A 13,166-nucleotide genomic window follows, 5' to 3' on the forward strand; every position below is an offset into this window, starting at 1 on the left:
TTATTTGACCGTGACCTGGCCCAGCGCTGACGGCTGCTCCAGGGCCTGATGCTCTGGGGCATAGACCTGGAAGAAACGCGCCGCAGGCAGGTTGAACTGCCCCTTCTGCGAGAAGCGGATCAGGTGCCGCAGGCGCACTTCACCGTTCGGGTTGAGGCTGTCCAGCGGTACGGCGTAAGCCATCTGGCCCGGCTCGAAGCGCGCTTTCTCCAGGGATGCCGCTTCGGCACCGGCCGGCCCGGCCAACTTGATGCCCCAGGTGGTGCGCTCGACGTCGGCGCCCGGCGGCAGCGGCACTTCGAGCATGCCGTACGCCAAGCCCCGCGCCCCACGGTTGGCGATGATCACCTCGTCCAGGTACAGGCCATCGCTGGCGATCGGCTTATTGCCCACGGCTTCCAGCTTGAAGGTGAAGGCCTCATCCCCTGGCACCAGGCGCAGCAGGCGACGGCTGATGGTCACCGGCAGCGGCGTCGCTGGCGCTTGCTTGCTGAGGTAGCTCAGGGACGCCTGCAACGGACGCTCCGGCGCATTGGCCAAGGTCAGCACGCTGGGCACCTGCGGCCCCTGCCAGACCCAGGAAGTTTCACCGCTGGCGCCCTGCTGCACCTGCCAACCCGCCCCAGGACTCAAGGTCGCGGCCGGCGCGGCCTGGGCAATGCTGTGTTGCAACCAGGTCAGGGCCAGGGCCCGCTCCAGGGTCGATTGCGACGGCAGCAACCGCTGCAACAAGGCCCGAGCAGTACCTTGATCAAAAGGTTTCAGGGACAGGCTCAAGGCCTGGACGAAAGGCTGCGAACTGACGTCGAGGCGCTGCTGTGCGGCGTCCAATTGACGAACAAAGGCCACCGGCGGCGTAACCTTGGCGTCCCGCGCCAGGGCCGCCGCAAGCACTCGGGCACTGGCCAGGCCGAGGGCCGAATCCGGATCTTCCATCACCAGGCTGGCGCCGCCATCGTCCTGCACGTCGGCATCTCGGCCCTCACCGGCCTTGGCCAGGTCATCCATCAAACCGCTGACCAGGGTGTTGATCGGCAATTTCATTTCCCGGGCAAACGACAGGATCAGCGCACGCTGCAACAGCGGCGTATTGCCGGCCTGCTTGGCGTAGACCTCCAGCACCCGCTGCCAATGTTCCGGCGGTAGGTTCAGGTCCAATACCTTGCTGGCATTCCAGTCGGCGTAATAGGCGTAGGCGGTGAGGAAGGCGTCCGGTTCGGCGTCTTCGCCCCACCAGGTAAAGGCCGCCTCGGGGCCGGCCATCTGCACCAGGCGCAGGCGGCTGTTCTGCATCATCAGGCGCAGGCGATCGCGCACTTGCGGGGTATTGGCCAGGGCCGGATACGCCACGCTCAGCGGCAACAACTGGCTGGCCGTCTGCTCGACACCGCCGTAAGGGTATTCGAGCAAATCGTCCAGGGCCGAACGGAACAGCGCTTGCGGGCTGTCGTCCAGGTGCAGGTGAATGTCCGCGGCATCGGCCGGCAGGCCCAGCGGCGTGTCGCCCGTGACCACGTCCAGGCGCTCGGTCTGCACGGTCTGCCAGCCGGCCCCCTGGGTGGCCAGACGCACCGCCAGGGCATCCACGGCCTTGCCGCCCTGCACCAGCTCGGCCGTCCATTCACCGTTACCCAGGGTGATGGCAGGCAAGGCCACATAATTGATGCCCTGTTTCAAGGTCAGGGGCAGGCGCTGGGTTTCACCGGCGTAATGAATCACCAGTTCGGCCTTGACCTCCTTCTCCGACTGGCTGAACGCAAAGACCCCAAGGTCCGGCTTGTCGCCCGAGCGGAAGCGCGTTGGGCCACTCCACTTCAGGTACAGCGCCTTGTCGGAGCGGACGAACTGTTTCTTCTGCCCCACTTGGCCGGCGTCGGCAATCGCCCGCGCGGTGATGCGCCAGCGGGTCAGGGAGTCAGGCATGCGGAAGCTGAAACGGACCTTGCCACTGGCATCGGTCAACAACTCCGGCTGCCAGGCAGCGGTGTCCACTTCTTCACGCCGCGGACGCTCCAGCACCTTGACCCCGCGCTCGCTGCGGTTGGCCTTGCCCGGGGCCGTCGGGCTGCCCGGCAGGGCCACGTCGTAGCTGATGAACGACAGGCTGGCGCTGGTGCGCACGTTGTTGCGCCGTGGGTGATAGAAGAACTGATCGATGCTCGGGGCCACTTCCGGTTGCAGGGCGTAGACCATTTCGTCCACCACGCTGACCGTCAAATGGGCCGGGATCGGCTTGCCGGCGAACTGCGTGGACAGGTCCACGATCACCGTTTCGCCCGGCTGGTAGCTGTCCTTGTCGGTGGCGATGGCCACATCGATCTGCGGCGTGACCACCTTGATGCCAGCATTCTGGAAGCTGTATTCGCCGCCCTTGGTGTACAGCACGGAGAAGGTCAGGTTCGGCGCGAAGCGGTCTTTGACCGGCACCCGCACGCGGTATTGGGTGGGGCTCAGGGCCTCGACTTTCAGCCAGTCGCCGCCTTTGGACAGCAGCGCGGTGGCCTCGACCTTGTCCCGTTCCAGGGACAGCAAGGCATCGCTCACCGGTTCAGGGAAAGTGATCAGCGCCAGGGCTTCGTCACCGGCCTTGTACTCCTGCTTGTCGAGGACGATTTCCACGGTGCCCGGCACCGCCTTGACTCCGTCACCGGTGACCGAGTGGCTGGTGCCGCCCAATACCCGGTCATGCTCGTCCTTGAGGGTCAGGTTGTAAGTCCCCGGACGCTCGAAGGCCAGGCTGAACCCGCTGTCGCCGGCCGCCAGCTTGCCTTCGCCGGTGCTCTGGTCTTCCAGGCGTACCCAGCCGTAGCGGTTGGGCTTGAGGGTCTTGGCTTGCTCGCTGGTATTTTCATTGGCGTAGCTGAATTGCACCTTGTCGCCCACCGCACTGAAGCGTTGCGGGGCTTTCAGGCTGAAGCTGGCAGCGCCGCGCTCGATCAGGATTTCCTTGGTGGTCTTGACCCGGTAGGCCGCGCCGTCGCTGGCAAAGACCGTAAGCATGTAGCGGCTGGGCTTGTCTGCCGCAGGCAAATCCAGGGTCGCACTGCCCTTGGCGTCGGTGGTCAGTTCAGTGCTGGTCAGCTCCACCGGGAACTGCCCCATGTATTGCAGCTCGTTATCCACCATGGACAGTTGCTGGGCCCGCAGGCTCAGTTGCAGCTTGGCGTTGGCCACCGGCTTGCCGTCCGGGTACAGCAGTACCAGGCTGCCCTTGACCGGCTCGTTGGTCTTGAAGTCCTGCTTGGCCAGGGCCAGGGAAATTTCAAAGTGCGGCTTGATGTACTCGGCAACGCGGAAGGCGCTGCTGTAGACCTGATCCTTGTAGCTGAAACGCAGTTCGTAACCACCGGCCACGGCATTTTCCGGCAACTGAAAACGCGCCTGGGTACCGGCCTTGGAATCCAGGTTCAGGGCCAGGGTCTGCAAGGCGGTGCCCGTGGCATCGAGCACACTGACATTGACCGCCGCGGCGCCAGGCTGCACCGAATCCCGGGCGTTCTTGAACTCGCGACCGACGATCTTCAGCGACACCCAATCCCCCGGCCGGTACAGCGGCCGGTCGGTAAAGGCATAGAGCTTGGTGTCGTAGATTTCACTGTCGTAATAGAAGTTCTCGGAAACGAAGACCCCGCCCTCCTCGTCTTCACCGATCACGTAGGATCGTTCCGGGCTGACGTGCTTGAGGCGCAGCAGGCCCTCAGCGTCCGTGGCGCCGCTGCTCATCACGCCGAGGCCGTCGGTCCACAGCACATTGACCTTGGGCACCGAGCTGCCTTCGTGTTTGCGCGCGGCCCACACCAGCAACTCGTCACCGGCAATCTTGCTCACCGCCACGGTGTTGGAAACGAAGACCATGGTGGTTGCGCGGTACTTGCCGACCAACGCCTCCACCAGGTACAGGCCCGGCTTGAGGTTGCCCAGGGGGATGTAGACGTTACCTGGGGAAACGCTGACAAACTCGCTGGACGAACCGGCCAGGTTCACGCCCTCGGGCGGCTGGATCGGCCGGGCCTGCCACAGCGGGTAACGGAACTGGGTGACCAGCGGCAGGCCCGGCATCAAGGCGAACTGCGGATGCGTGTCATAAGGCGTCGGCGCCAGCATGGAGTTGCCCATGCGCAGCTCGGGGACTTCGTCGATGACTTGCTTGCGCGACTCGTAGGAGAACGCACGCTGCATCACCCGACGGGATTTGCGGTACCAGTTGTCCCACAGGTACGACAGGGTGTTGGACAGGCCCTCGCCCTTGAACTGACCGTCACTGACCACCCGGTGCAGGTTCTTCTGGCGCTTGAGGAAATCCAAGGGCTGGTTGATCCGATACACGCGGATATCCGCACCGCCATAGGGCTCCATGCGAAACCGCCGGTAATCCCGGCCCGGGGCTTCCAGGCGCACCATGGCTTGCTCGTCACTGGCGAAGCTGCTGTCGGCCAGGAGGAAGAAGCTCTCACCGGACAGCGGCGTGTAATCGCTCGGCCGCACCGTGTCTTCGGCGTTGGCGAGCGACACCGGCAGCACCAGGGTCAGGAGCACAGTCAGGCGAAACAGAAAACGGGACATACGGGATTCGCTCATTGGGTGAGGAAGTTCAGTCGATAGATGCCGATGAAGTTGGGGTTGGCTGAGTCGGGTATCCATCGGGTGTCCTTCCATGTCATCAGTTGCTGCACGCTAGCCGAGCGCATGCCGTTGTCGGTGGGGGTAGTGGTGCCGGTGTGATAGGCGATGTTGCGGCCCATCCAGATCATCAGGTGCTGGTCGTCACCCTGGTCGAAGAACAGCAAGTCGCCGGGGCGCGCCTGACCCAGGTCGCGGCTCACCAACTGGCTGTTGAACTGGATCAGCTTGATGGCGTTGACGTAGGGCCCGACCTTGCCGCCGCCCTGCTGCCACTGCTGGGCCAGGCGGCGCTGGCCTTCGCTCAATTGCAGCTCCGGCGGCAGGTAGCGGTTGGACAGGCCATTGGCCCGCAGCCATTTGTTGTCGTGGACCTTGAGCGCTTCATTGGCTGCAAAGCGCACCAAGCCCGCACAGTCCTGCTGGTACCAGCGCGGGCTTGGGCCTTGGCTCAGTTGCTCCTGGGCAATGCGCACGAACCAGGCACGGAACACCTGGGACTGCTGCACGTCCAGCGGCGAAACCTGGGTCGCGCCCACCGCATTGCTCAGCAGCAGGGCCAACAGGCCAAGGCTGCCGAGGTGGTTGCGCCATACACTCACAACGCGCGCCATTGCAGGGGCAGCCATTGCCAGTGGCCATTGGGCTCGCTGCCCTCCGGCAGGGTCAGGGCGTACTTGCCGTAGCCACCGAGCTTGCGCAGCTTGGGCACCAGGTAGGTTTGTGCGGCGTTGTTGAACACCGGTTCCATGTCCTGGGGCAGGCTGTCGAAGGTTTCCTGCTGCATCAGTTGGGCCAGGGAGTCCGGGCCCAGGTACACCGGCATCAGCACGTCCTTGGGTACCACGTCAGCCAGGGGCGGGAAACGCTTGTCCAGGGTGCCCAGGGCCTTGCCCACCAGTTTGTCGTCGAGGGAGAACAACAGGGTGGAGCCATGGCGGGCCAGGCTCACCTGCATAAAGGCACGGCCGGTAATCGCCTGCGGATCCTTGGCCTGGTCGGCTGGGTACTGGCCAAAATTGGAGCTGACCTGGCGCTGCCACTGATGGCTGTCGCCGTTCTGCTGCTCGGTCACCGGGAACACCTTCTCGGGCACCTTGCCTTCCAGCGAACCGACCATGGAGCCGAACAGCTTGCCCAGTTCAGCGTCGAGCTTGGCGTTGTCCTGATCTTTCAGGCTGGCCACCAGCAGCGGCGTGTACAGCCGCGAGTCGGCGTACCAGCAGAGGCCGGCGGCACCGGCCATCTGCTCGGTCAGGGCCTTGGCAATCGAGGCGTCGGCGCCCAGTTTCACCAGCAGCGGTTGTTGCTGCTCGGCGGCCAGGGGCAGTGCCACGCAGGCGCTGGCGCCCATGGGCATGGCTTGCCAGATCGGCTTGAAGTCAAAGTCCGGCTGGTCTTCCAGCTCATCCATGGCCAGATAGCTGTGCCAGCCCTTGTCGTCCATGTCGAAGCGCAGGCCGGAGAAGTTCGGGATAAACCGTTGGTACCCCATGGCCAGGACACTGGCGTTGACCGTCAGGCGCTGCTGAACCTCGGGCTTGCGCGCTTCCAGGCCAAAGGCTTCGGGGAAGAGTTTGTCGCCCTTGAGCAAGGCCTCCAGGGCGGTGGTGGAGACACTGCCCGGCTCATCACTGGGGCCACTGGCCGGGTCGTAGAGCTTGGTCGGGTTGGACAGCACCACCAGCTTGTCGCCGTAGGAAGCGAACGCCAGCGAACGGCTGGCGTTGTAATTGAGCTGGTACAGCGCCACTTCATCGCCGGAAACTTTCAGGTCCGCCAGCTTGCTCAACTGGGTGTCGTCCAGGGCCGCTTTGGCCAGGGGCTCCAACAGCTTCGCCAGGCCGCCGCGGTCCATCACCAGCAGGAAGTCTTTCAGGCGACCGTCGGCGCCGCGCCACAGGGCCACGTCCGCCGGCTGGTCGAAGAGCTGCTCGATCAGGCTGTCCTGCAGCTTCAGGTCATGCTCGTAGATGATTCGTCGCAGGCTGCCGATCAGGCCCAGGCGATCCGCGTGGGTTTCGTAATAGAAAACGAAGTCCTCGGTCAGCGTTTCCTTGAGGAACGGCACTGCCAGCAGGTCCTTGGGCAATTGGGTCAGGGAGTGGGTTTCCAGCAGGCCGTCGGGCCGGCTCAGGCCCAGCTTGTCACCGGCCAGTTCCGCCACCGGCGCCTTGGGCTTGCAACCCAGGCCGCTGGCGACCGCGGCCACCAGGCACAGGCCCATGACCAGGGCCGGCCAGCGCCGCGGCTTGCCGGGTTGTTCTGTGCCGGGCACGCCGGCCGACGGGGATGCAGTGTTTTCGCTCATGATTCACAAAGCCCAATTCATCCGTGGAGCGGGATGTTCAATAGGTGAAAGACTTGACCAGCAACAGGTCGCCAATGGCGCGCATCGGAACAATAAAGGTCTCGCGTTTTTCGTTGACGGTGTTTTCGTTGAGCACCAGGTTGATCTGCGACGTGATCATCTCGTTCTGGTTACTGCCCGCCTCGAAGTTATAGCCGCCACTGCCGAAGTTGCCCCAGTAGTTGACGTAAATCAGGTAGGTGCCGTGCAGGGGCGCGGTCATGGTGAACATTTCCGGGCCGGGGCCGTCGACGCCATCCGGGTCGAGGCCACCGCCATTGGTCAGGCCCGGGTGGCCGAAGAATGCATGCTGCCCGTCGGGCGTAATGATGTGCATGTCCAGCTCAGCCTTGGGGTCGTCCCAGCCCAGCACCACGCGGATACGCGCCGGAGTCTTGGAGTCGTTGGCTTCGTAGAACTGCACACGCTTGAGGGACTTGCCCTCGGAGCTGCGCACTTCAACGCTGTTGGAGCCGGCGCCAAAGGCATAGGGGCGACCGAAACGCCCCTGCTCATCGGTGTACAGGTTCAACGGATTGCCGTTCACCGACAGGCTGTGGGGCTGGCGCAAGTGCCCGATGGCCTTGAGCTGGCCTTCGATCATGGTGCGATTGCGCTGGATGCCGCGGTCGATGGGTGGCGTCGGGTAGGCCACTTGCGGGTTTTCGCTGCGGTCCAGCAACCCGGAATAACGCCAGCCGGCCAGCGGTTCCTGCAGTTCGGCGGAAGGCTCGGCGAACGCCGTCGCGGCCACGCCCAGGGCCAGCAGAAGGGAGGATAGAGCGCGCATGTACTGCGTCCTGCCATGCATGGGAAAACCCTGGCGCCAGGTCCGCGGCGCAGCTGCAAAGATTCAGAAAAGAGCCCAGCGACAGTGGGCCCTGGAAAGGCGGCAGATTAGCGACTTGGCGTCTGTTACACAATTGGCGAAAGGGGATTTTGCGAGGGAATCGGCAATGCCCTGAAAACCCCGCCACACGTGCCATTACGGCGACATCACCGACCCGGAATCCCGTCACCATCGCTTGCGCAGAGTGAGTCTTGCCAAGCCCCATCAAACGTCCCGGATTCAGGCTTGAATCAGCCCACGAAGAGTGCTGGCAGGTAGGCGCCAGCAAGCGCTTCTCATTTGCCCCAAAACCCTCTGTCTGCTAGTGTCGCGCCGGTTTAACGTCAACCGGGATAGCCGCCATGGCCCGCAAAAAAGCTGCCTTAGATTTCGAACAATCCCTCGCCGACCTGCAAACCCTGGTCGAGCGCCTGGAGAACGGCGAGCTGTCGCTGGAAGACTCGTTGACCGCCTTTGAACAAGGCATCGGCCTGACCCGTGACTGCCAGGCCGCCCTGGCCCAGGCCGAGCAGAAAGTGCAGGTCCTGCTGGAGCGCGATGGCGAACTGGCGGAGCAACCTTTCGATGCGGAACAGCCAGAATGATTGCCGCCTATCAGGCCAGCAGTCAGGCCCGCGTCGACGCCGCCCTGCAATCCCTGTTCATCGCTCCAAGCCCCGAACTCGCCCGCCTTTATGAAGCCATGCGCTACAGCGTGATGAATGGCGGCAAGCGCGTGCGCCCATTGCTGGCCTACGCCGCCTGCGAGGCCCTGGGCGGCAAGCCCGAGCAAGCCAACGGCGCGGCCTGTGCGGTGGAGCTGATCCACGCCTATTCCCTGGTCCACGACGATTTGCCGGCCATGGACGATGACGACCTGCGTCGCGGCCAGCCCACCACCCACAAAGCCTTCGATGAAGCCTGCGCGATCCTCGCCGGCGACGGTTTGCAGAGCCTGGCCTTCAGTGCCCTGCTGGACCCGAACCTGAGCCAGGCCAGCACCGAGATCCGCCTGCAGATGGTCAGCGCCCTGGCGCTGGCGGCAGGCCCGGCAGGCATGGTCGGCGGCCAGGCCATCGACCTCGGCTCAGTGGGCCTCAAGCTGGACCAAAAGGCCCTGGAGTACATGCACCGGCACAAGACCGGCGCGCTGATCGAGGCCAGCGTCAAGCTCGGCGCCCTGGCCAGCGGTGTGGCGCAGAAAGACGAACTCAAGTCCTTGCAGACCTACGCCCAGGCCATCGGCCTGGCGTTCCAAGTGCAGGACGACATCCTCGATGTGGAAAGCGATACCGCCACCCTGGGCAAACGCCAGGGCGCCGACATCGCCCGTGACAAACCGACCTACCCGGCCCTGCTCGGGCTCGAAGCGGCCAAGGCCTACGCCCTGGAGCTGCGGGACCAGGCACTGCATGCCCTGCGACCCTTTGACGCGGCGGCCGAGCCGTTGCGCGAGCTGGCGCGTTATATCGTCGAACGCCGTAACTGAAAGGCCGCGCTGCACAGGCTGCATATCGGCCAAGTTCGGCGCTCCGCGTGGGCAGCTTGCGATGCTTAAGGTAAACTGCCGCCTCTTCTATACCTATAACGATTCGCCTGATGCCCACGACGTTTCATGAGATTCCCCGCAAACGCCCGACCACGCCCCTGCTCGACCGTGCCAACACGCCGGACGGCCTGCGCCGGTTAGGTGAAGCCGAGCTGGAAACCCTGGCCGATGAGTTGCGCCTGGAATTGCTCTACACGGTCGGTCAGACCGGTGGGCATTTCGGGGCCGGCCTCGGAGTCATCGAGCTGACCATCGCCCTGCATTACGTCTTCGACACCCCGGACGACCGGCTGGTGTGGGACGTGGGTCATCAGGCTTATCCGCACAAGATCCTCACCGGACGCCGCGAGCGCATGGCCAGCCTGCGCCAGAAGGACGGCCTGGCCGCCTTTCCGCGACGCTCCGAAAGCGAGTACGACACCTTTGGCGTCGGTCACTCCAGCACCTCCATCAGCGCCGCCCTGGGCATGGCCATTGCCGCCCGCCTGCAAGGCAGCGAGCGCAAGGCGATTGCGGTGATCGGTGATGGCGCGCTGACCGCCGGCATGGCCTTCGAGGCGCTGAACCATGCGCCGGAAGTGGACGCCAACATGCTGGTGATCCTCAACGACAACGACATGTCGATCTCGCGCAATGTCGGCGGGCTGTCCAACTACCTGGCCAAGATCCTCTCCAGCCGCACCTACGCCAGCATGCGCGAGGGCAGCAAGAAGGTCCTGTCGCGCCTGCCCGGCGCCTGGGAAATCGCCCGCCGCACCGAAGAATACGCCAAGGGCATGCTGGTCCCCGGCACCCTGTTCGAAGAACTGGGCTGGAACTACATCGGCCCCATCGACGGCCACGACCTGCCGACCCTGATCGCCACCCTGCGCAACATGCGTGACCTCAAGGGGCCGCAATTCCTGCACGTGGTGACCAAGAAAGGCAAAGGTTTCGCCCCGGCGGAAGTCGACCCGATCGGCTACCACGCCATCACCAAGCTGGAACCCCTGGACGCTCCGGCCGCTGCGCCGAAGAAAGCCGGCGGGCCGAAGTACTCCGGCGTATTTGGCGAATGGCTGTGCGACATGGCCGCCGCCGACCCGCGCCTGGTGGGCATCACCCCGGCGATGAAGGAAGGCTCCGACCTGGTGGCCTTCAGCGAACGTTTCCCGCTGCGCTACTTTGACGTGGCGATTGCCGAACAACACGCGGTGACCCTCGCGGCCGGCATGGCCTGCGAAGGCGCCAAGCCGGTGGTGGCGATCTATTCGACCTTCCTCCAGCGTGGCTACGACCAACTGGTCCACGACGTCGCGGTGCAGAACCTCGACGTACTGTTCGCCATTGACCGTGCCGGCCTGGTGGGCGAAGACGGCCCGACCCACGCCGGCAGTTTCGACCTTTCTTACCTGCGCTGCATCCCCGGCATGCTGGTGATGACCCCGAGCGACGAGAACGAGTTGCGCAAGATGCTCAGCACCGGCCATCTGTACAACGGCCCGGCGGCTGTGCGCTACCCACGGGGCAACGGCCCCAACGCGCCGATCGACAAAGACCTGGAACCGATCGAGATCGGCAAGGGTGTGATCCGTCGCCAGGGCAAACAGGTCGCTTTGCTGGTGTTTGGCGTGCAATTGGCCGAAGCCCTGCATGTGGCCGAGAAGCTGGACGCCACGGTGGTCGACATGCGTTTCGTCAAACCCCTGGATGAAGCCCTGGTCCGCGAGATCGCCGGCAGCCACGAACTGCTGGTGACCGTCGAAGAGAACGCCATCATGGGTGGCGCCGGCGGCGCGGTCAGCGAGTTCCTGGCCCAGGAAAACATCCTCAAGTCGATCCTGCACCTGGGCCTGCCCGATGCTTACGTCGAGCACGCCAAACCGGCACAGATGCTCGCCGAGTGCGGCCTGGACGCTGCCGGGATCGAAGCCTCGGTGCGTCAGCGCCTGCAACTGCTGGGGCACTGATAGCCGCCGCAGCGTTCGCCCCTTGGCGCGGGGGCGATCAGCGTTGCGGCGCAATCAAGGCACACAGTGCGGCGGTCGCCGCGACCATCTGTGCGCTGGGCCGCTCCAGGCCGTTATCCATCACCCTTAACAACCGCCCCTGAGCCACCGCCGCGATCTGCGGCCAGGCTTTCCAGGCGTCCAGCTGTGCCTGGCGGGTGGCAAGGATGGCCTGGGGATTGCGCGCCAACACCGCTTCGATACTGACCTGGGGCGCCGGCAGTGCCTGGTCGGCAAACACGTTACGTGCGCCGCACACACTCAAGGCATCGCTGATGATCTGCTGGCCACCAATGGTGTACAGCGGCCGATCCCAGACCTGATAGAACACCGGCAAGGGGGACGGGCGCTGATAGCGCTGGCGCAACTCAGCAAGCCGCGCATCCAGTTGCGCCGCCAGCTTATGCCCCGCTTCGGGCCGGCCCAGGCGCTCGCCGATCTCGGCAATCTGCCGGGTGAGCTGCGCAAGGCTGTGGGGTTCAGCAACGTAGGTGGCAATGCCCAGGCGAGCCAACTGCTCACGCTGGGCCGGGCCAACACTGGCAGGCCAGAGCAGTAACAGGTCGGGTTTGAGGCTGAGCAGACGCTCCACATCCAATTGGCCATAGCGGCCCACGGACGGCAGGTCTTTCAACTCGGGAGGGCGTTCGCCGGCATCCAGCACCCCCACCAGCAGCTCACTGGCCCCCAGTTCGACGACGATTTCCGACAGCGAAGGGGCCAGGCTGACCACCCGCTCCACTGCCAAAGCCGGGCCACACAGGACCAGCAGCAGGAGCGCCAGCCAGCAGCGCATCAGCCGAGCTGGCGTGGAATACGGTAGAGGTAGAACAGCACCGTGGTGGACAGTGCCAGAAGAAACAGCGGCACGGCTTCCAGGCCGACGAAGACCGCCAAGGTGCCAACCCACGCCGGCAATGCGGCCACCAGCAAGGCCAGGCGACGGCGCGCGGCCAGCTCGATCCAGGCGGCGGGTTCTTCCGGGGTGTCCAGGGCTTTCTGGGTGGCGATCAGGGCGTGCTTGTAGCCACTAAAGAACCGCAAACTGACAAACATCGAGGCCACGCCAGCGATAAAGAACGGCATGGCCAGCACCGGCAACAGGGCTTCGCCCTGGCCAAACAGCGCATTGATCACGAACAGCGGCAACAAGGCCAGCGCCAGGTACTGCCACCAGCTGACGGCAAGGCGCCGCCGCACTTGGCCACGAGTCACGCGCGATCAACCTCACCCTGATGCTCGTTACCCATCATGTGGTCGAGCTTGCTGGCCTTGGTGGCCAGGTAGAGCTTGTTATGGGGGTTATGCCCGGTGTGCAACGGCACCCGCTCGGCCACCTGAATGCCCATCTCGGTCAGGGCTTTGACCTTGCGCGGGTTATTGGTCATCAGGCGCAGGGAGGTGACCCCCAAGTGCTCCAGCATCGGCAGGCACATGGCGTAGTCACGCTGGTCAGCGGCAAAGCCCAGGCGTTCGTTGGCTTCAACGGTATCGGCGCCGCCGTCCTGCAGTTCGTAGGCACGGATCTTGTTCAGCAAGCCAATGCCACGCCCTTCCTGGCGCAGGTACAACAGCACGCCACGGCCTTCACGGGCGATGGCCCGCAGGGCGGCTTCCAGTTGCGAGCCGCAGTCGCAACGCTGGCTGAACAGGGCATCGCCGGTCAGGCATTCGGAGTGCAACCGGCCGAGTACCGGGGCACCATCGGCGACATCACCCAGGCTGAGCACCACGTGCTCACGGCCGGTGGCTTCATCGAGAAAGCCATGCATGGTGAATTGCGCAAAAGGGGTGGGCAACTTGGAAGCGGCAACAAAAACGACGGGCACC

The 13,166-nt window shown here is 64.5% G+C and carries 10 protein-coding genes; 3 read left to right on the forward strand and 7 right to left on the reverse strand.

Translation table 11 applies throughout. The features are described 5' to 3' along the window. From M1B35_RS11530 to M1B35_RS11545, 4 genes are read right to left on the reverse strand one after another with little or no spacing between them, the layout of a single operon-like run. Complete coding sequence (locus M1B35_RS11530) at positions 1–4,578, reverse strand: alpha-2-macroglobulin family protein (RefSeq protein ID WP_268261979.1); 4,578 nt, start codon at positions 4,576–4,578, stop codon at positions 1–3. Next, positions 4,575–5,234, reverse strand: a complete 660-nt coding sequence (locus tag M1B35_RS11535) for a DUF1175 domain-containing protein (protein ID WP_425273403.1) — start codon at positions 5,232–5,234, stop codon at positions 4,575–4,577. The genes M1B35_RS11530 and M1B35_RS11535 overlap by 4 nt, the downstream gene beginning before the upstream one ends. After that, positions 5,219–6,931 carry a DUF2138 domain-containing protein gene (locus M1B35_RS11540; protein WP_123334615.1) on the reverse strand — a complete coding sequence of 571 codons (1,713 nt, stop codon included), beginning with the start codon at positions 6,929–6,931 and terminating at the stop codon, positions 5,219–5,221. Before M1B35_RS11540 ends, M1B35_RS11535 begins: the two co-directional genes overlap by 16 nt. Positions 6,932–6,968: 37 nt before the next feature. Next, positions 6,969–7,760, reverse strand: coding sequence for a YfaP family protein (locus M1B35_RS11545; RefSeq protein ID WP_123334613.1), 792 nt, complete (start codon positions 7,758–7,760; stop codon positions 6,969–6,971). 401 nt (positions 7,761–8,161) lie between these two features. Between M1B35_RS11545 and M1B35_RS11550 the strand changes: the two genes are divergently transcribed. From M1B35_RS11550 to dxs, 3 genes are all read left to right on the forward strand, one after another. Then, a complete protein-coding gene (locus M1B35_RS11550) occupies positions 8,162–8,404 on the forward strand; it encodes an exodeoxyribonuclease VII small subunit (RefSeq protein ID WP_022641260.1) in 243 nt (80 codons plus the stop codon). Further along, the gene (gene ispA, locus M1B35_RS11555; RefSeq protein WP_123334611.1) at positions 8,401–9,288 is read left to right on the forward strand and encodes a (2E,6E)-farnesyl diphosphate synthase; all 888 of its coding nucleotides are present in this window, start codon (positions 8,401–8,403) and stop codon (positions 9,286–9,288) included. The genes M1B35_RS11550 and ispA overlap by 4 nt, the downstream gene beginning before the upstream one ends. Before the next feature lie 110 nt (positions 9,289–9,398). Then, positions 9,399–11,297, forward strand: a complete 1,899-nt coding sequence (gene dxs / locus M1B35_RS11560) for a 1-deoxy-D-xylulose-5-phosphate synthase (RefSeq protein ID WP_123334609.1) — start codon at positions 9,399–9,401, stop codon at positions 11,295–11,297. A 37-nt stretch (positions 11,298–11,334) separates the two neighbouring features. On the opposite strand, the gene M1B35_RS11565 is transcribed toward dxs, so the two are convergent. Genes M1B35_RS11565 through ribA form a run of 3 tightly spaced genes read right to left on the reverse strand, consistent with a single transcriptional unit; the run spans position 11,335 to position 13,165 of the window. Then, positions 11,335–12,132, reverse strand: a complete 798-nt coding sequence (locus tag M1B35_RS11565; protein WP_123334607.1) for a cobalamin-binding protein — start codon at positions 12,130–12,132, stop codon at positions 11,335–11,337. Beyond that, positions 12,132–12,551: an MFS transporter gene (locus M1B35_RS11570; protein WP_123334605.1), complete on the reverse strand. Its 420-nt coding sequence runs from the start codon at positions 12,549–12,551 to the stop codon at positions 12,132–12,134. Before M1B35_RS11570 ends, M1B35_RS11565 begins: the two co-directional genes overlap by 1 nt. Then, a complete protein-coding gene (ribA, locus tag M1B35_RS11575; RefSeq protein WP_123334603.1) occupies positions 12,548–13,165 on the reverse strand; it encodes a GTP cyclohydrolase II in 618 nt (205 codons plus the stop codon). The genes M1B35_RS11570 and ribA overlap by 4 nt, the downstream gene beginning before the upstream one ends. Position 13,166: the final 1 nt, after the last annotated feature.

It is taken from the genome of Pseudomonas morbosilactucae, assembly GCF_023241665.1.
Taxonomy (GTDB): Bacteria; Pseudomonadota; Gammaproteobacteria; order Pseudomonadales; family Pseudomonadaceae; genus Aquipseudomonas; species Aquipseudomonas morbosilactucae.

What these genes read in the sequence shown, in the direction of transcription:
- M1B35_RS11530 (WP_268261979.1), bottom strand. Translation starts at nt 4,578, where the DNA reads ATGAGCGAATCCCGTATGTCCCGTTTTCTGTTTCGCCTGACTGTGCTC.
- M1B35_RS11535 (WP_425273403.1), bottom strand. Translation starts at nt 5,234, where the DNA reads ATGGCGCGCGTTGTGAGTGTATGGCGCAACCACCTCGGCAGCCTTGGC.
- M1B35_RS11540 (WP_123334615.1), bottom strand. Translation starts at nt 6,931, where the DNA reads ATGAGCGAAAACACTGCATCCCCGTCGGCCGGCGTGCCCGGCACAGAA.
- M1B35_RS11545 (WP_123334613.1), bottom strand. Translation starts at nt 7,760, where the DNA reads ATGCGCGCTCTATCCTCCCTTCTGCTGGCCCTGGGCGTGGCCGCGACG.
- M1B35_RS11550 (WP_022641260.1), top strand. Translation starts at nt 8,162, where the DNA reads ATGGCCCGCAAAAAAGCTGCCTTAGATTTCGAACAATCCCTCGCCGAC.
- ispA (WP_123334611.1), top strand. Translation starts at nt 8,401, where the DNA reads ATGATTGCCGCCTATCAGGCCAGCAGTCAGGCCCGCGTCGACGCCGCC.
- dxs (WP_123334609.1), top strand. Translation starts at nt 9,399, where the DNA reads ATGCCCACGACGTTTCATGAGATTCCCCGCAAACGCCCGACCACGCCC.
- M1B35_RS11565 (WP_123334607.1), bottom strand. Translation starts at nt 12,132, where the DNA reads ATGCGCTGCTGGCTGGCGCTCCTGCTGCTGGTCCTGTGTGGCCCGGCT.